We start from the raw sequence: 18,454 nt of genomic DNA, 5'->3' as shown, positions 1-18,454 counted from the left end.
AGGGAGCTTGCTCCCGCTGGGGTGCGAAGCACCCCCAATGAAGCTGACTACATCAACCTGATACACCTCAGTGACTGGCCTTGGGGCTGCTTCGCAGCCCAGCGGGAGCAAGCTCCCTCGCCACAAGAGCGGTTTTCAGACCGTACGCGAATACTGAACCGTCTGGTCCGCCCCCAGGTACGCGTCGAAAGCCATGGCCACGTTGCGCATCATCAATTGCCCCTGGGGCAACAACACCAGCTCGTCGTCGCGAAGGTCCAGCAACCCGTCGCGCACCAGCTCCTGGAGTCGGTCCAGGGCATCGACGAAGTACTCGGTAAATCGAATGCCGTGGGCGCGCTCGATCTGGCCGAAATCGATGCGTGCGTGGCACATCAGTTCGCTGATGACCTCGCGCCGCAAGCGATCGTCGTCGCTCAGCCGATAACCACGCTGCACCGCCAGCAAGCCTTGATCCAACCGGGCGTAATACTGGGAAAGCTCCTTGACGTTCTGGTTGTAACTGTCGCCCACCTTGCCGATCGAGGACACCCCCAGGCCAATCAGGTCGCAGTCGGCGTGGGTGGAGTAACCCTGGAAATTGCGCTGCAGGCTGCCCTGGGCGCGGGCGCGTACCAGTTCGTCATCCGGCAAGGCAAAGTGGTCCATGCCGATATAGACGTAGCCGGCTTCAGTCAGGCGATTGATGGTCAGCTCGAGCAACTCCAGCTTGCGCTCTGGCGGCGGCATGTCTTCCGGCCGGATCATCCGTTGCGCCCGCACCCGTTGCGGCAGGTGGGCGTAGCTGTATGCCGCGATCCGGTCCGGACGCAGGGCGATGATCTTGCTCAAGGTGACATCGAAACTGGCGATGGTCTGCAAAGGCAGGCCATAGATCAGATCGACGCTGACCGACTTGAAGCGCGCCAGGCGCGCGGCCTCCACCAGCTCGACGACCTGGGCTTCGCTTTGCACTCGATTGACGGCGATCTGCACCTGGGCATCGAAATCCTGGACGCCAAAGCTCAGGCGGTTGAACCCCAGCTGGCGCAAGCCTTGGATCTGTTGCGCATCGATGGTCCGCGGATCGACCTCGATGGAAAACTCATGGGCGTCGCTGTCGTCCATGTCGAACGACTGGTGCAGGCAGTCCATCAGGTCGGCCAGTTGCTCATGGGTCAGGTAAGTCGGCGTGCCCCCGCCCAGATGCAGTTGGGTCAGTTTGCGCGAGCGGTCGAACAAGCCCGCCTGCAGGGCAATTTCGCGCTTGAGGTAGGTCAGGTATTCGACGGCACGATGGCTTTTGCGCGTGATGATCTTGTTGCACGCGCAGTAATAGCAGAGGCTCTGGCAGAACGGGATATGGATGTACACCGATAACGACTTGGGCTGCGGCGCCTGGTTGCTGCGCTGGGCAGCCTGCTGGTATTCGTCCATGGCAAAGGCCTGGTGGAACTGCGGCGCCGTCGGATAGGAGGTGTAGCGCGGCCCCGGGCGGTCGTATTTCTCCACCAGGGCACGATTGAAACCGGATACAGCATTCATGATGGGTTCAACTTTTCAAAAGGGTGTGGGCCTGCGTCATCCATTCCTGGGTCGAACAGATTGCAGATCGCATCGACGTTCAAGCGCCCGGCGGGCAGGATGCCGATAAACCGGCTCGACAGTTCGATCAATCCCTGGTCATGCAACACTTCCAGCGACGGCCAGACAGACGCGAATTGCTCGCGAAACACCAGGCCGAAGCGTGCCTCGATGGCCAGGATATCCAGCTCCAGATCACAGGACAGCTGCTCGGTCACGCTCGCCTTGACCTGATCCTGCGCTTCACAGCGCCAGCCGCGACACACCGGCAACTGCCCGGCATCCAGCTGTTGGCAATATTGATGCAGGTCGTCGGTGTTCTGTACGTACAGGTGCTCGATCTGAGTAATGGCCGACAGACCGAAGCCCACATGATCACAGCAACCGTGACGGGTAAAACCCTGGCAATTGCGATGCAGGCGTCCGTGTTCCTGGGCCACCGCCAGGTCATCGTCGGCCCTGACGAACTGGCCCAGGCCGATGTAGTGATAACCGGCGCCAATCAGTTGCTCGCAGCAGATCCGCCGCATGGCGTCCTTGTCGGCCGGGCTGCAAAAGGCGCCGGCCACCCCGGCGTTCTTCGAGCGGTAACGATAAGGCGCGCGGGCATAGTCGAAAATGTGCAACCGGTCCGGTTCCAGTTCGATCAACGTCGCCAGTTTCAGGGCGAAACTGCTGGGCGTCTGCCAAGCGTGACCGTAGCCCAGGTCAATGTTGATGGAGCGAAAACCAAACGTGCGCGCCGCATCGATCAACGAATGGATCGGAGCCGGATTCTGGTAGCAATCGACCGACAGGTCGCTGTCGACGCCAATGTCGGGGACGCCGATGCTGACATGGGTGAAACCCTGGTCACGGATCAGGCCCATGGTCGACCAATCCGTGTGGTGCAGGTCCACCTCGATACTGTGGTCGCCACCGTCGTATTCACTGAAGTCGAAGCGCTTGCGCAGGTCACTCATCAACTTCTGCAGATGAGCGATCACCGGTGTGCCACCGGTCAGGCAAAACTGCTCGACACGCCGCCCTGCGCCCAAGTGGCAACCGACCAACCCCAGCTCATACATCAGACGTTGCAGATAACCCTCGATCTCGCCGCACCGGCAGTCACTGGCCAGGGGCGAACACGACGCCAGCCGCAAGCGCGAAGGCAGATGCACCGCCAGGGACAAGGGCCGTCGTTTCTGACGGCTGCTGCGCAACCCTCGAAGCAGGTCGAGCGAACCGATGCCTGTGTGGAATCTACGTGTACCGACCGGACAATCGAAATCAGCCACCACAGACGCGAGGCCCGAAGGTCGCTCACCGAGGGTATGGAACGGGTCGAACATGACAATCTCCGAGTGGCAGTGCGGGAGCAGTTTGCGGGGTAACCCGCCGGGGCACCTTGACCTGTATCAAGCGCCTTGGAACCACGCGCCAGCGCTTACCAGGTGACGTAGAACATGGCCTTGGCCAGCAGCACGATCGCGACCATGTGCAAGAAGACGCTGGCATGGATGACGTGCACGTAGCGGGCGTTCATGCGCCCACTCCTGAACAGCCACATGGCCCAGAGGAAATGGCCCAGCACACTGCCCGCCAACAGGATCTTGAGCCCCAGCAGCAAACCGAAGGATGACTGCAACGGCGACGAGAGCACCGGCCAATAGCGCAGCGAGACCATACCAATGCCCGCGCCGAACAGCACCAGCAGCACCCACGGCATCAACTGCCGGGCGCGTTGGCTGATGCCTTGCTCCAGCAGCACCATGACCTTGATGGGCAGTTGTTTGCGGATGCTCTCCAGGAACAGGACTTCGAAGAAAACCGTGCCGATGAAAACCAGCGCGGCAAACAGGTGCAAGGTCAGAAACAGCGGATAAATCATGGGGTTCCTCGGTCGCCCTCTTCATCGGGGCGATGGTTTATTCGAGGTTATCCCGCAGCCCTGGAAACGGGCTTGATGCCAATCAAGGAAACCGCATGTCCGCCACACCGACGGCCCCACAGTAGGCGGCGTCGGGCTTCAGAAAGCGTCAACGAAACGTTACTCCTGCCCTTCACGACACAACCGCTGATCAGTTAGTCCGGCTTTTTGACACTTTCCCCGATATGCGGTCACAACTTTTGCGCTCCGCTGGGTCATAACACGAAGGTCGTCGATGGAATGTTGACGTCTACCTAGGTTTAAGCCTGATACGGAGATAAGCTCATGATTTTCAACGTACAAAATTTTGGCGCCAAAGGAGATGGCATCACCGACGACACGGCAGCCATCCAAAGTGCGATTGATGCGGCGGCAGCGGCCGGCGGTGGGCAGGTGTACATGCCGACCGGTACCTACATCGTTTCGGGGGGTGAGGAACCTTCCGATGGCTGCCTGATGCTCAAGAGCAACGTCTACCTGTACGGCGACGGCATGGGCGAGACCACGGTCAAGCTGGTCGACGGCTCCGACACCAAGATCACCGGTATCATCCGCTCGGCCTACGGCGAGGAAACCCACGACTTCGGCGTCAGCAACCTCACCATCGACGGCAACCGCGACAGCACCACCGGCAAGGTCGACGGCTGGTTCAACGGCTACATTCCAGGCGAAGAAGGCTACGACTCCAACGTCACCCTCGACAGCGTCGAGATCAAGGATTGCTCCGGGTACGGTTTCGACCCCCACGAGCAAACCGTCAACATGGTCATCAAGAACAGCGTGTCCCACGGCAACGGCCTGGACGGCTTCGTCGCCGACTTCCTCAGCGACAGCACCTTCGAAAACAACGTCGCCTACGACAACGACCGCCACGGTTTCAACGTCGTCACCAGCACCCACGATTTCACCATGACCAATAACGTCGCCTACGACAACGGCGGCAATGGCATCGTGATCCAGCGCGGCAGCGAGGACATCCCCTCGCCCAACAACATCACCATCACCGGCGGCGAGGTGTATGGCAATGGCGCCGAAGGGGTGCTGATCAAGCTCTCCAGCGAAGTGACCGTCACCGGCGTCGACATCCACGATAACAGCAGCGCCGGGATTCGCATCTACGGCAGCAACCACGTCGAAATCATCGACAACACCCTCAACAACAATTCCCTGGGCGGCGCCGTACCGGAAATCATCATCCAGTCCTACGACGACACCCTGGGCGTGTCCGGCAAGTACTTCAACGGCAGTGATAACCTCATCCAGGGCAACATCATCAGCGGCAGCGACCTGTCGACCTACGGTGTTGCAGAGCGCAATGAAGACGGCACCGACCGCAACGCCATCATCGCCAACACCATCAGCCACACCAGCAAGGGCGCCACGCTGGTCTATGGCGACGGCAGCTACGTCAGCGCCACGGTGCCGATGACCACCGTGCAAGGTACCGCGGGCAACGACACACTGCTCGGCAGCGCCGCCAGCGAGATTTTCTATGGCGGCGCGGGCAACGATACGATCAATGGCGCGGCCGGTGGCGACATCCTGGTCGGTGGCGCCGGCATCGACAAACTCACCGGCGGCACCGGCGCCGATACGTTCCGGTTCGTCGCCCAGTCGGACAGTTACCGCAACGCCACCTCCAGTTTCGATGACACCATCACCGACTTCGACGTCACCCAGGACAAGATCGACCTTGCCGGCCTCGGTTTCACCGGCCTGGGCAATGGCCGTGGCGGCACCCTGCAGGTCAGCTACAGCGCCAGCAGCGACCGCACCTACATCAAGGACTACGACGCCGATGCCAGCGGCAATCGCTTCGAGTTGATTCTCTCGGGCAACCTGAGCAGCACCCTGACGGCCAGTAACTTCATCTTCAACCGGGTGATCACCGGCACCAGCGGCAGCGACTCGCTGTTGGGTAGCGATGCGGCCGATACCCTGCTCGGCCTGGCAGGCAATGACAGCCTCAGCGGTGGTGCGGGCGACGACAAGCTCGACGGCGGTGCTGGCATGGACACCCTCACCGGTGGCGCCGGGGCGGACACCTTCGTGTTCTCCAACCGCCTGGACAGCTACCGCAACTACAACACCGGTGGCGCCAACCTCGGCGACCTGATTACCGACTTCAACGTCAGCGCCGACAAGATCGACCTCTCGGCCATGGGTTTCACTGGCCTGGGGGACGGCAAGAACAACACCGTGTACCTGGTGCTCAACAGTGCCGGCACCAAGACCTACATCAAGTCCCTGGAGGCCGACGCCAATGGCAACCGCTTCGAAGTGGCGTTGGATGGCAATTACCTCAACACCTTGACCAGCGCCAACTTCGTCTTCGCCACCACCTCGCCGACCAACCAGGCGCCGGTACTGGCGACGCCGCTGTTGGACCAGAACGCGACCGAAAATACCCCGTTCAGTTACGTGGTGCCGGCCACCAGTTTCACCGATCCGGACAACGACAGCCTGAGCTACACCGCCAAACTCGCCAATGGCAACGCCCTGCCCAGCTGGCTGGTCTTCGATGCCGCCACCCGCACCTTCAGTGGCACGCCACCCGACACCGCGTCGGGCACCTACGCCATCCAGGTCACCGCGAGCGACGGCAGCAACGCCACCGTCAGCGACAGCTTTACCCTCGCCGTGCAGGACGTTCCCACCACCATTGTGATCAATGGCACGCCGAACAACGACACGCTGACCGGCACCGCGGCCAATGAACAACTGTTCGGTGGCGCGGGCAACGACACCCTCAATGGCGGCGCCGGCAACGACATCCTGGTCGGCGGCACCGGGGTCGACAAACTCACCGGTGGCACCGGCGCCGATGTGTTCCGCTACACCTCGAAACTCGATAGCTACCGCACCAGTTCCACCAGCGCCAGTGACCAGATCCTCGACTTCGAGCTGACGGCGGACAAGATCGATGTCTCGGCGCTTGGCTATATCGGCCTGGGCAACGGGCTCAACGGCACCCTACAGGTCACTTACAGCTCGTCGACCAACCGCACCTACCTCAAGGACCTCACGGTCGACGCCAACGGCAACCGGTTCGAGATCTCGATGGCGGGCAACTTCGTCAGCAGCCTGACGGCCAGTCACTTCGTCTTCGCCGACCAGACCAACCCCACCAACGTGGCCCCGGTCGTGGCCACCCCACTCCTGGACCAGAACGCCAGTGAAAGCACGCCTTTCAAATACACGGTGGCGAGCAACAGCTTCACCGACGCCAACCAGGATGTGCTGACCTATACCGCGACCCTCGCCAATGGCACTGCCCTACCCACCTGGCTGAGCTTCAACGCCACCAGCCTGACCTTCAGCGGCACGCCAACCAGCACCGCTGCAGGCAACTACGACATACTGGTCAAGGCCACCGACCCCTCGGGCGCCTCGGTCAGCGACAACTTCAGCCTGGTGGTGGCCGATGCGCCCGCCAACACCATTACCGGCACCAACAACGCCGAAACCCTCAACGGCACGACGGGTGCGGACCTGATCCTCGGCCTCGGCGGCAACGATACGATCAAGGCCGGCACCGGCGCCGACATCGTCGACGGCGGTGCCGGACGCGACTCGTTGTACGGTGGCGATGGCGCCGACACGTTCCGCTACAGCAACCTGTCCGATAGCTACCGCGACTACGACACCGGGGGTGTCACAGCCACCGACACGATTTATGACTTTACCGTTGGCGTCGACAAAATCGACGTTTCAGGGCTGGGCTTTCTCGGCCTCGGCGATGGCAGCAACGGCACGCTGTACATGACCCTGAACACGGCGGGCGACAAAACCTACATCAAGTCCGCCGAAGCCGACGCCGATGGCAATCGCTTCGAGATCGCCCTCAACGGCAACTACCTCAACACCCTCACCGCCAACGACTTCGTCTTCGGCGAGCGCGCCCAGCAGGACATTCTCTACCTGCCCACCCTCGGCCAATCCAATGCGCGCCTGCTGCGCATGACCGAGGACGATGACCAATCCGGCACCTCGATGCTGGTCAATGACTTGAACCGCTACACCACCTACGACGTGCGCAGCCAGTTCACCGATGCCGATGGCAACGGTATCGACATCGCGGTCGGCGGCAGCACGGTCAACGGCCTGTCCACTCTCAGCCCCGAGGAACTCCAACTGTGCTGGTGGCTGACAGACACCAACCAACCCGGGCCGGCACTGTTGCGGGCGGTGACGTTGCTGCGCGACCAGCGCACCGAACTGCAGTCGATCGACAACGTCACCATGGGCATCATCTGGGGCCAGGGCGAGGAAGCCGCCCAGGAAATCGCCCGCGCCACGGACAAGGCCGCGGCAGCAGCGGCCTATAAGGCCGCGACCCTGAAGGTGTTCGACTATTTGCATGCCCAATTTGGCAACTTCAGCGTCTATCTGATGGAAACCGGTCACTACGAAGAGGATGCGGCCCGGGCCCGGGGTTATTCGGAAGAAAAAATCGCGTCCATCGTCGAGGGCGTCGGTTATGTCCGCGCCGCCCAGGAGGCCATGGCCGCCGAGCGCGCCGACGTCAAGCTGGCGGTGGACTACACCGACCTGCCCTTGCGCTACGAAGTCGACCCGCTGGTGTATCCCGATGACGTCTGGCACCTGCACGAGGAGTCAGCGGAAATCGTCGGTCAACGCCTGGCGGACTACATTGCCGATGACCTGGGCTTCCAGGGCAACCCCAACGACAACAACAGCGTGCAGGACATTTTCGACAACGCCCAGAACCAGGGCGGGATGATCTCCGGCACCGACCAGGACGACACCCTGGTGGGCAGTTCGGGCAACGATACGATCGATGGCGACCTGGGCGCCGACACCATGACCGGCGGCGATGGCAACGACATCTACGTGGTCGACAACGCGTTAGACAGTGTGGTGGAAACCAACACCTCGACGGCGCAGATCGATACGGTGCAGGCCTCGGTCAGTTGGACGCTGGGGGCCAATCTCGAGAACCTGGTGCTCACCGGTGTATCGGACATCGACGGCACCGGCAATGAACGGCGCAACTTCATCACCGGCAATGCCGCCAACAACGTGCTCGACGGCGCCGCAGGGAACGACAGCATGAGCGGTGGTGACGGCAACGACAGTTACGTTGTCGACAATGCCGACGACAGCGTGATCGAGACCAACAGCAATACCGTGACTGGCGGGATCGACAGCGTGCACAGCAGCCTCGCGGCCTATACCTTGGGCAACAACGTCGAGAACCTGTATGTCGATAGCACCGGCGCCGCCAATGGCACCGGCAACGCGCTGGACAATACGCTGTTCGCCGGCACCGGCAACAATGTGCTGGATGGACGCGATGGCATTGACACGGCCAGCTTCGAGCGCGCCCTGTCTGGCGTGACCGTCAACCTCTCGACGTCGGCGCAACAGAACACCGTGGGGTCCGGGCTCGACACCTTGAAGTTCATCGAGAACCTGAAAGGAAGCGCCTACGCCGACACACTGTCGGGGAACAGCGCGGCAAACGTCCTCGATGGAGGGGCCGGCAACGATACGCTGGTGGGTGGTTCGGGCGATGACCGGTTGATCGGCGGCGCAGGCACCGACAACCTCACCGGTGGCACTGGTGCGGACACCTACGCATTTGGTGCGCTGTCGGACATGGGCGTCGGGGCCTTGCGCGACGTGATCAGCGGTTTCAAGAGTACGGAGTTCGACAAGTTGGACCTCACCGGCCTGGACGCCAACCCGCTGACCGCCACGGTCGATGCCTTCACGTTCATCGGCAGCAACGCCTTCGACGCCACCAACGCCACCGGCCAGCTGCGCTTCGTCGATGGCATCCTCTTCGGCAGCACCAACGCCGACGCCACCCCCGAGTTCGAATTCGAACTGGTGGGCGTCAAGGAGCTGCACGCCAGCGACTTCACCGCCTGATTGCCCCTGAGCAGGCTTGTCCGCAATAGCTGCGGCACATTCAGCATGGATGCTGACTGACCCACCGCTATCGCGAGCAAGCTCCCCCCAGGACGGCGTGTTGTGCCAGAAAAGTTGAAGTTCATGGGCGGCTTTTGTGGCGAGGGAGCTTGCTCCCGCTCGGCTGCGCAGCAGTCGTGAACCGGTGGACTCGGTCTGCCTGATACCACGCATTGTCTGGGTTTGGGGCCGCTTCGCAGCCCAGCGGGAGCAAGCTCCCTCGCCACAGAGATAAGTTGCGAACTTGAACCCTGGCTTGTCTAGAACAAGCTTTGCACCTGCTCCAGCACCGCGTGGTTCATCTGGCCGGTGTGGGTGTGCAGGCTCACATAGCTTTGCAGCATGTCGAGCTTGGTATTGAGCAGGTCTCGACGGGCCTGGGGACGGCGTGTTGTGCCAGAAAAGCTGAAGGTCATGGGCGGCTTTTGTGGCGAGGGAGCTTGCTCCCGCTCGGCTGCGCAGCAGTCGTGAACCGGTGGACTCGGTCTGCCTGATACCACTCATTGTCTGGGTTTGGGGCCGCTTCGCAGCCCAGCGGGAGCAAGCTCCCTCGCCACAGGGATAAGTTGCGAACTTGAACCCTGGATTGTCTAGAACAAGCTTTGCACCTGCTCCAGCACCGCGCGGTTCATCTGGCCGGTGTGGGTGTGCAGGCTCACATAGCTCTGCAGCATGTCGAGCTTGGTATTGAGCAGGTCCCGACGTGCCTGGAACAGTCGCTGCTGCGCGTCAAGAATATCCACCGTGGAGCGCACGCCGCCCTGGAAGCCTTTTTCCGTCGAGGTCAGTGCTCGCTGATTGGACTCCACCGCCCGTTGCATCGCCTTACTCTTGGCAAACCCGGCTACGACGCCCAGATAATCGGCCTCGATATCCTCGGCCAGTTGTTGGCGTTGCACGTCGTAGTCGGACTGGGCGCCGGCCAGTTGCGCTTCGGCCTTGGCCACCGACGCCCGTACCGCCCCGCCGCGATACAACGGAATGTCCAACTGCACCCCCACGTAGTAGGTGTCCTGGCGCGGGTCGAGTTCCTGGTATTGACGGGTTTCCCGCCGGGTCAACTGAGTGGTCAGCGACAAGGTTGGATAATGCCCGGCACGCTGGCTGTCGGCCTGGGCCTCGGCCACTTTCACCGCGGCCAGCCGAGCGGCCAGTTCGGGGCTGGCTTCACGGGCAATCGCCGTCCAGTACGGCAAGTCCTGCTCAGGCGGGATCGGACTGCCGGCGGCCAGTTCTTCGCGCATCGGCAGGATGTCATCGATGGGCACGCTGGCACGCCCGGACAAGGCCCGCAACGCCGCCACGCGACGCGCCTGGGCTTCAGCCTCCTGGGCATGCACCAGGTCGAGCCGCGCCTGGGCTTCGTCGATATCGGTGATCGCGCCTTGGCCGCCCTCGTACAGTTTTTTGCTCTGGATGACCAAGCCTTGGATGGCCGCCTTTTGCTGCTGGATCAGCTTGATCTCGTTCTCGGCCCGGGCAACGTCGAAATACCCCTTTGCCACCCGGTCATACAAGGTCTGATCGGCCACGTCGAACACCTGGATACCCAGTTGCCCCCGCGCCTTGCCTTCCTGGTACGCAGCCCAGCGGGCCTTGTCGTAGAGCGGCTGTTGCGCCGCCAGGGTGACGTTGTTGGCCTGGTAATCGTTGCTGTTGACGTAAGTGCTGTCGTCACCGCCGTCGGTCCGCCCGCCGTAGCCGTAGCGCGAGGTCAGCGACACTTGCGGGTAAAGGCCGCCACGCCCGATGTCCTCTTCATGCCGCGAAGCTTCAAAAGCGTGAGCCGCCGATTGCACGGTCGGATCGTTGAGGCGCGAGGCATCGTAGGCGGCGGTGAGGCTCAGGCCTCCCTCGGCAGCCCACAGCGGATCGATCAACGCCCAACCGGTATACAGGCCCAGCAACACACGGCAACGGTAGCGGCGACGGTCGACCATGCTCATTCCTCCTTGAAGGCTGCAAGCAAGCGTTCACGCAAAGGCTTCATCAGGTAATTCATCAAGGTGCGCTCGCCCGTCACCACCGTGACGTCGGCGAGCATGCCCGGGCGCACCAGCAGACCGGCGCGCTGCAACTCAACCACGGTGTCGGCGGGAATCTCGACCTTGGCGGAAAAGTACGGTTGGTGTGTCTGCTCATCGATCAACTGGTCCGCCGACACCGTCGTCACCGTGCCGGTGACCGTCGGCGTATCCACCCGTTGCAGCGCGGTGAAATGCACGTGCACCGGCAGGCCCGGGCGCAGTTTGTTGGCCATCAGCGGCTCGAAACGCGCGGTGATCGCCATCGGTGCATCCAGCGGCACCACCTGCATCAGCGTCTGGCCGGCCTGCGCAACGCCGCCGACGGTATGAATGCTCACATCCATGACTTGCCCGGCCACCGGCGCACGGATTGCACCGTTGTCGACTTCAAACTGCAAGGCACGAATCTGATCGGCATAACCAGCGGCCTCGGCCGAGACTTCGCTGAGCTGGGTTTCGGCATCACGGCGAAACTCCTGCTGCGCCTGCAGGGCCTTGAGTCGGCTTTCATTGATCGCCTGCCGGGTCCTGCCGACATCACCCACACCGGAGGCGATCTGTCCCGCCAACTGGGCCGCGTTGCGCTCGGCCTCGAAGAGTTTGTTGCGCGGAACGTAGCCTTCGCGGGCCAAATCGCGCAGGCCTTCAAGCTCCTGCTGCTGGAAACGCATCTGCGCGTCGTAGTTGCGCTTGACGCCTTCGTAGCCAAGCAATTGCTGCTGCAAGGCCGCGGCTTCGTGCTCGATGATCTGCAAGCGGCTGCCCAGCTCCGCACGGCGGGTGATGAACAACTGGCTCTGCAAGGCCATGGCCGCCTTGACTCGCGGTTCGTCGGCGTGGGCCAGCAGTTCCGCGGGCCATTGGATCTCGGCGCTGCCCAGGCGCTCGGCAATCAAGCGCGCCTCGATGCTGCGATCATTGAGCAGCTTGCCCAGGGTTACGTCCAATTGCGACTGCGCTTGCACCGTGTTGAGTTGCACGAGCAATTGCCCCTGGGTGACGCGGTCGCCGTCGCTGACCAGCAGTTTTTCCACGACTCCGCCGACCAGCGACTGCACGGCCTTGCGCTCCCCCGCCACCACCACGGTGCCACTGCCTACCACCCCTTGGTCGAGCGGCGCCAGGCAGGCCCAGAGCAGGAAACCACCCAGCGTCAGGACCAGGAATCCCACGCCATAACGCGCCGCGCTCCCGGCGTCGGTGCTGGCACTGGGCAGCGTCGTGGTGCTGCGCACACTCAGCCCCTGCTCGCTGTACGCGTGTGCCCCTGGAGTCAGATCACGCATCGCCGCCCGCCTCCCTGACCGCGGCCGGTCTCGGCCCCGGCATCAATGCCTTGAGCACCCGGTCCCGAGGGCCGAACGCTTGTTGAGTACCGTCCTTGAGCACCAGGATGTGATCGACCACCGCCAGTACATTGGGACGGTGGGTAATCAACACCACGGTACTGCCGGCCGCCTTGAGCGCACTGATGGCCTGCACCAGCGCCAATTCTCCGGCGTCATCGAGATTGGAGTTGGGCTCATCGAGCACGATCAGCGATGGCCGCCCATAGAGCGCGCGAGCCAGGCCCAGGCGTTGCTTTTGCCCACCGGACAAGCCAAGCCCACCCGGGCCCAACGGCGTGTCGTAGCCCTTGGGGAACCTTAGGATCATTTCGTGGATGCCGGCATGACGCCCGGCGGCGATGATCTTGTCGGCGTCCTGCTCACCGAAGCGGGCAATGTTGTCGGCGACCGTGCCATCGAACAGCTCGATGTCCTGTGGCAGGTATCCAAGGTACGGGCCCAAGGCATCGTGGGACCACTGGCTGATCTCGGCATCGTCCAGGCGCACCGACCCGCCCATGGCCGGCCAGACCCCGACCAAGGCCCGCGCCAGTGTCGATTTACCACTGGCGCTGGGCCCGACCACCGCCAGCACATCGCCTTTGGCGAGGCTGAAATTGATCCCGCGCAGGATCGGCTGCGAAGCACCTGGCGGACCGACATACAACTGTTCCAGGCGCACCGCGCCGCTGGGCGGTGGCAACGGCATGCGCAGGCGCTCGCGAGGGTGCTGGGCCAGCAATTGGCTCAGGCGCTGGTAGCTCTGGCGTCCGGAATTGAATTGCTTCCACGAGCCAATGGCGATTTCCACGGGTGCCAAGGCCCGTCCCAGCAACAGCGACATCGCAATCATCATGCCCGCCGACAGTTGGCCTTCAAGCACCAGCAAAGCGCCCAACCCCAACGCCAGGGACTGCCCGGAGATCCGCACGAAACGAGTCGTCGAGGTAATACGTGCACTGCGGTCGCTGGCATGGGCCTGGGCGGCAATGATCCGTTGCTGCAACAGGCTCCAGCGCTGACGCAGCGGCCCGAGCATGCCCAGGGCCTGGATAACTTCGGCATTGTGCAGCGTGCTGTTCACATAGATCGACGACTGCACCCCCAGTCGATTGGCCTCCCCCAGGCGTGTTCGCGTCGCCAGTTCTCCCCACAGCGCCAAGCCGATCAGCACCAAGGCCAACACCAATGTCAGCACACCGAACCAGGGGTGAAAGATGAACGCCACCAGCAGGAAGATCGGCAGCCAGGGTGCATCGAGCAAGGCGATCAGGCCCTGCCCGGTAATCAACTGGCGCAGCGTTGCCAGGTCGGTGAGCACCTGCGCCGGGTTGGCGTTGTGCTCGCGCAGGCTGCGAGCGAAGGCGGCGTCGAAAATCCGCTCGCCCAAGGCTTCATCCAGCCCCGCGCTCATGCGAATCATCACCTCGCCACGGACCCACTCGATGAGGGCGCTGAACATGAACAGTCCCAGGGCCATCAAGGTCAGCATGAACAAGGTGGTTTCGTTGCGGCTGGTCAGGACCCGGTCGTAGACCTGCATCATGTAGAGCGACGGCACCAGCACCAGCAGATTGATCACGCCACTGAACAATGCCAGCGCCCAGAACACCCGGCGGTAGCTCAATAAGGCAGCATCAATGTCATGACGCGGATCGAGTAGAAACCCCATGGGAAATCGCCTGCAAGAGAAATGGTCGGTCCAGGACGCAATCCATCGCAAGGCCTTTTTTCCCGAGCGTGATCGAGAAAAAACTAATCCAGCTGGCGTGCTGTTATCAGGGGCGATCCTCATCCCTACAGGCGCCAATTACTGACAACGCAGCCGTGGGTTAGTGCCGGTTTGCAGGGGTGTGCTTGCAAGTGGGTGACAAGCGGACGGGCCGCGTTTCAAGGCGGAGCTTATTGCCTCCCGAATGGGCCCGAAATGAGGTTTTGTTGACGCCAGTAACGTGGCGTCAACCGGGTAAAAACAGCTTGGCTAGCCGAGGGAAACGACCCGTTCAGGCTGGGGCGAATGCCGCGACGTCACCAACCCGATAAAGGAAATGACCAATGCCAGGCCCAAGGTGGTACTGACCTCGCTGCGATGCTCGGGCGTGACCATCATGACCGCCAGCGCCGCCGAGATGAACACGATGACCAACCATGTCAGCCAGGGGAACAGCCACATGCGAAAAGGCAGCTCGATATTCTGCCGTTGCAACATCCGGCGCATGCGCAGTTGCGAGATGGCGATCACCAGATACACCAGCAAGGCGATGGCGCCGGAGCTGGCGAGCAGGAACTGGAACAGGCCGGCGGGCATGAAGTAACTGAACAAGGTGATGCCCGCACCCAGTACGGTACTGGCAATCACCGCGGACCGTGGCACACCAGCCGAAGACGTCACCTTCAAGGCCTTTGGCGCATCGCCGCGACGCCCCAGGGAGTACAACATCCGCGAGGCGATGTAGATCGAGGAGTTCATGCAACTGGCCACGGCGATCAGCACCACCACATCCACCAGGAATTTGGCGTGGGGAATGTTCATCAGTTCCAGGGCCCGCTGGTAGGAACCCACTGAAGCCAGGAGCGGATCGTTCCAGGGGACCACGGAAATGACCACGAAGATCGACAGCAGGTAGAACACACCGATGCGCCAGATCACCGAACGGGTGGCCTTGGCAATGTTCTGCGCAGGGTTATCGGATTCGGCAGCGGCGATGGTCACCGCCTCCGTACCGATGAAGCTGAACATGATGGTAATGAACGCGCCCACCACCGCCGACAGGCCGTTGGGGGCGAACCCGCCATGTTCCTCCATCAACCGACTCAGGCCGCTGGCTTCACGCTCGGGAATCCACCCCATCAGCACCGCGAAACCCAGGGAGATGAAGCCGATGATCGCCACGACCTTGGCCATGGCGAACCAGAACTCGAACTCGCCGTATTTGGACACGCTGAACAGATTCGTCACGGCCAGCAGAACGATGGAGACCGAGGCAAACAACCACGCGTCGATGGCGGGAAACCACTGGTTCAGCACATGACCGGCGGCCAACGCTTCAATGGGAATCACCAGCACCCAGAACCACCAGTAGAGCCAACCGATGGTAAAGCCTGCCCAGCGTCCGATGGCCTGGTCGGCATAGGTGGAGAAGGAGCCGGTGTCCGGATTGGCGACGGCCATCTCGCCCAGCATGCGCATGACCAGGACCACCAACAGTCCGGAAAACAGATAGGCCAGCATGACGGCCGGGCCCGCGGCGGCAATGGCATGCCCCGATCCCACGAACAGACCCGCACCGATGATTCCGGCAATGGACAGCATGGTGACGTGACGAGGCTTGAAGCCCTGTGCCAGATGGCCGTTCGAGTCCTTGAAGCTGGGGCTGGTCATTCTTTTTATTCTCTTGTGATCGAACATTGAGACGCGCGCAGGGACAGTCGGTGTTGCTGGTTTCCCGCCCCTCCTGGAAGCGGCAGCGTTTGGTTGTGTTGATCCACCCTGGGCGAACGTGCGCACTTGCGGTGAAAAGTCGCGCCACGTTACCTGCCTTCCCTCCCGAGTTAGTTACCTGAACGCGCCATCTCTGTGCCTGATTTCGCCAAGTGGGACATGGCGTTTTGCCCATTGTGGCGAGGGGATTTATCCCCGCTGGGCTGCATAGCAGCCCCCAAAAATACCGTTGACTTGACACCGAGCCGAACGTTTTTAGGGCTGCTGGGCAGCCCAGCGGGGATAAATCCCCTCGCCACAAAAGCTCCCGATCAGCACTCCACCGAAAACGCTGAAATAAATGCTTTAAACATTTTATTCAGTTAAGTATTTTTGCATGAGTTCGGAAGGCAAGTCAGTCACAAGCCCCTGTGGAAGCACCGGCCTTCTATTCTCTTCTCTCCAACAAGGACCTCCCGTGAGCGGACTGCGTGAACGTCAAAAAGCCGAACGCCGCCAAGCCATCAGCAAGGCAGCGGTCGAACTGTTCGAGCGCCAGGGTTTCCAGAACACCACCATCGAACAGATCGCCAGCCAGGCCGGCGTATCGGCGCCTACCGTCTTCAAGTACTTCGGCAACAAGCAGGAAATCATCCTGGAAATCCTGCACGATGCCGACCAGCGCGCGCTCAGCGACACCCGTAGCCAAATGCCTGACATCGAAGACCCGGTCGAAGCGTTGTGTTATCTGGAGCGACTGTTGACCGGTTATGCGCTGGAAGTCATGCACCCGAGCTTGTGGCGCGAATTGCTGCCGCTGATTCTGTTTGGCGGCGACAACGGGCTGCCCGAGGGTTATCGCGCCATGAACGATGCGCTCAGGGCCGAAATCAGTGGGCTGATCAGGGAATTGCAACAGGCCGGCAAATTACGCGCCGACCTGGACGTGGACCTCGCCGCGTTCCTGTTGAACGACTATTCGCACTTGCAACTGTACAGGCTGGTCAACCAGGAACAACCGGATATCGAAGCCCATTCAACGCAGGTCCGGCGTATCACTGAGCTGCTGTTCCAGGGCATGCGCGCCTGAGCACATCCACCGATAAGCGCCCGGCGCCGCGACGCCGGGCCAGCCTGATCAGCGATTGGTCTTGATGGCGGTCCAGGTGCGCGTGCGGATCCGCTCCACGGCAGCCGGCACGGGCTCTAGCATGAACAGGGTCTTGCGAGCTTCATCCGGTATATACATGGCCGGGTTGCTACGGATCTCGGCGTCCACCAATGCCGTGGCGTCCTTGTTCGGGTTGGGGTAACCAATCTTGTTGCTGATCCGGGCAATCACATCCGGGCGCAGGATGTAGTTGATGAAGGCGTAGGCCTCTGCGGTATGAGGGGCGTTGGTGGGCACCATCATTACGTCCGCCCACATCGGCGCACCTTCCTTGGGTAAGGCCATCGCCACCTTGACACCCTTGCCGGCGGCATCGGCCAGTCGCGTGGCCAGGGCCACGCCGCCAGACCAGCCCACCCCGACGCAGATCTCACCGTTGGCCAGGTCCATGCCATAGCGTGACGAGTTGAAATAGGTGATGTACGGGCGAACCGTGTGCATCGCCGCCTGGGCCTGCGGGTAGTCTTCGCGCTTCTGGCTGTTGGGATCCAGGCCTTTGTAATGCAAGGCGATGGGTACGATCTCGTTCGCCGCATCAAGGAAGCCGACACCGCAACTGGCCAACTTGGCCATATTCTCTTCCTTGAAGATGATGTCCCAGGTATTCATCTGCACGTCAGCCCCGAGCACCTGCCGGACCTTGTCGACGTTATAGCCGATCAGGGTCGTGCCCCAGAGATACGGCGCCGCGTAACGGTTGCCTTCGTCACCGATGGCTTCCAGGGTTTTCATGAACTCGGGGTCCAGATGCTGCCAGTTCGGCAATTGGCTGCGGTCCAGGGGTTGGACCGCGCCCGCGGCAATCAGGTGGCTGACGTTGGAACTGCTCGGGTAGACCACGTCATATCCGGAGTTGCCGGTCAGGAGTTTGGACTCCAAGGTCTCGACGCTGTCGAAAACGTCGTAGATGGGACGGATGCCGGTTTCCTCCTCGAAACTCTTGAGGATTTCAGGCGGCAGGTACTCGATCCAATTGTAGATCCGCACCGTCCGCTCTTCGGCCAGGCTTGCGCCACTGACCAACATCGAAACGACAGCGCCCAGCAAGGTGTTGCGCAAAAGCATATTCATTATCAAACACTCCAGCGCGGCCGCGAA

The 18,454-nt window shown here is 61.8% G+C and carries 11 protein-coding genes; 2 read left to right on the top strand and 9 right to left on the bottom strand.

All coding sequences use genetic code 11. From position 1 onward, the window contains the following. Nucleotides 1–135 precede the first annotated feature (135 nt). From hemN to BLO97_RS03510, 3 genes are all read right to left on the bottom strand, one after another. Entirely contained in the window at nucleotides 136–1,524 is a 1,389-nt protein-coding gene (gene hemN / locus BLO97_RS03520) for an oxygen-independent coproporphyrinogen III oxidase (RefSeq protein WP_092344964.1), read from the bottom strand. Then, on the bottom strand, nucleotides 1,521–2,894 hold the full coding sequence (locus BLO97_RS03515) for an oxygen-independent coproporphyrinogen III oxidase (protein ID WP_092344962.1): 1,374 nt from the start codon (nucleotides 2,892–2,894) through the stop codon (nucleotides 1,521–1,523). Before BLO97_RS03515 ends, hemN begins: the two co-directional genes overlap by 4 nt. Before the next feature lie 95 nt (nucleotides 2,895–2,989). Further along, a complete protein-coding gene (locus BLO97_RS03510; protein ID WP_092222070.1) occupies nucleotides 2,990–3,433 on the bottom strand; it encodes a CopD family copper resistance protein in 444 nt (147 codons plus the stop codon). A 324-nt stretch (nucleotides 3,434–3,757) separates the two neighbouring features. Between BLO97_RS03510 and BLO97_RS03505 the strand changes: the two genes are divergently transcribed. Continuing rightward, nucleotides 3,758–9,370, top strand: coding sequence for a putative Ig domain-containing protein (locus tag BLO97_RS03505; RefSeq protein WP_092222068.1), 5,613 nt, complete (start codon nucleotides 3,758–3,760; stop codon nucleotides 9,368–9,370). A gap of 299 nt (nucleotides 9,371–9,669) precedes the next feature. Here the strand turns inward: BLO97_RS03505 and BLO97_RS31550 are convergent, their stop codons facing one another. The 5 genes from BLO97_RS31550 to gabP form a co-directional block, all read right to left on the bottom strand. Further along, complete coding sequence (locus BLO97_RS31550; protein ID WP_175489826.1) at nucleotides 9,670–9,825, bottom strand: hypothetical protein; 156 nt, start codon at nucleotides 9,823–9,825, stop codon at nucleotides 9,670–9,672. Between the two features lie 174 nt (nucleotides 9,826–9,999). After that, nucleotides 10,000–11,349: a TolC family outer membrane protein gene (locus BLO97_RS03500; RefSeq protein WP_092344960.1), complete on the bottom strand. Its 1,350-nt coding sequence runs from the start codon at nucleotides 11,347–11,349 to the stop codon at nucleotides 10,000–10,002. A gap of 2 nt (nucleotides 11,350–11,351) precedes the next feature. Beyond that, nucleotides 11,352–12,722 (bottom strand): HlyD family type I secretion periplasmic adaptor subunit, encoded by a 1,371-nt coding sequence (locus BLO97_RS03495; protein WP_092222064.1) that lies wholly within the window; start codon nucleotides 12,720–12,722, stop codon nucleotides 11,352–11,354. Then, a complete protein-coding gene (locus tag BLO97_RS03490; RefSeq protein WP_092344958.1) occupies nucleotides 12,715–14,436 on the bottom strand; it encodes a type I secretion system permease/ATPase in 1,722 nt (573 codons plus the stop codon). Before BLO97_RS03490 ends, BLO97_RS03495 begins: the two co-directional genes overlap by 8 nt. A 309-nt stretch (nucleotides 14,437–14,745) precedes the next feature. Further along, nucleotides 14,746–16,146, bottom strand: a complete 1,401-nt coding sequence (gabP, locus tag BLO97_RS03485; RefSeq protein WP_092344956.1) for a GABA permease — start codon at nucleotides 16,144–16,146, stop codon at nucleotides 14,746–14,748. Between the two features lie 517 nt (nucleotides 16,147–16,663). Between gabP and BLO97_RS03480 the strand changes: the two genes are divergently transcribed. Next, nucleotides 16,664–17,275 carry a TetR/AcrR family transcriptional regulator gene (locus tag BLO97_RS03480; protein WP_092141481.1) on the top strand — a complete coding sequence of 204 codons (612 nt, stop codon included), beginning with the start codon at nucleotides 16,664–16,666 and terminating at the stop codon, nucleotides 17,273–17,275. Between the two features lie 48 nt (nucleotides 17,276–17,323). On the opposite strand, the gene BLO97_RS03475 is transcribed toward BLO97_RS03480, so the two are convergent. After that, entirely contained in the window at nucleotides 17,324–18,427 is a 1,104-nt protein-coding gene (locus tag BLO97_RS03475) for a polyamine ABC transporter substrate-binding protein (protein WP_072344702.1), read from the bottom strand. Nucleotides 18,428–18,454 lie beyond the last annotated feature (27 nt).

Origin of the sequence: Pseudomonas sp. NFACC05-1 (assembly GCF_900100135.1) — a bacterium.
Taxonomy (GTDB): Bacteria; Pseudomonadota; Gammaproteobacteria; order Pseudomonadales; family Pseudomonadaceae; genus Aquipseudomonas; species Aquipseudomonas fluorescens_Q.
Note: the sequence above shows the minus strand (reverse complement) of the source record. Positions and strands in the feature narration are given on the sequence as shown.

What these genes read in the sequence shown, in the direction of transcription:
- hemN (WP_092344964.1), bottom strand. Translation starts at nt 1,524, where the DNA reads ATGAATGCTGTATCCGGTTTCAATCGTGCCCTGGTGGAGAAATACGAC.
- BLO97_RS03515 (WP_092344962.1), bottom strand. Translation starts at nt 2,894, where the DNA reads ATGTTCGACCCGTTCCATACCCTCGGTGAGCGACCTTCGGGCCTCGCG.
- BLO97_RS03510 (WP_092222070.1), bottom strand. Translation starts at nt 3,433, where the DNA reads ATGATTTATCCGCTGTTTCTGACCTTGCACCTGTTTGCCGCGCTGGTT.
- BLO97_RS03505 (WP_092222068.1), top strand. Translation starts at nt 3,758, where the DNA reads ATGATTTTCAACGTACAAAATTTTGGCGCCAAAGGAGATGGCATCACC.
- BLO97_RS31550 (WP_175489826.1), bottom strand. Translation starts at nt 9,825, where the DNA reads ATGACCTTCAGCTTTTCTGGCACAACACGCCGTCCCCAGGCCCGTCGA.
- BLO97_RS03500 (WP_092344960.1), bottom strand. Translation starts at nt 11,349, where the DNA reads ATGGTCGACCGTCGCCGCTACCGTTGCCGTGTGTTGCTGGGCCTGTAT.
- BLO97_RS03495 (WP_092222064.1), bottom strand. Translation starts at nt 12,722, where the DNA reads ATGCGTGATCTGACTCCAGGGGCACACGCGTACAGCGAGCAGGGGCTG.
- BLO97_RS03490 (WP_092344958.1), bottom strand. Translation starts at nt 14,436, where the DNA reads ATGGGGTTTCTACTCGATCCGCGTCATGACATTGATGCTGCCTTATTG.
- gabP (WP_092344956.1), bottom strand. Translation starts at nt 16,146, where the DNA reads ATGACCAGCCCCAGCTTCAAGGACTCGAACGGCCATCTGGCACAGGGC.
- BLO97_RS03475 (WP_072344702.1), bottom strand. Translation starts at nt 18,427, where the DNA reads ATGAATATGCTTTTGCGCAACACCTTGCTGGGCGCTGTCGTTTCGATG.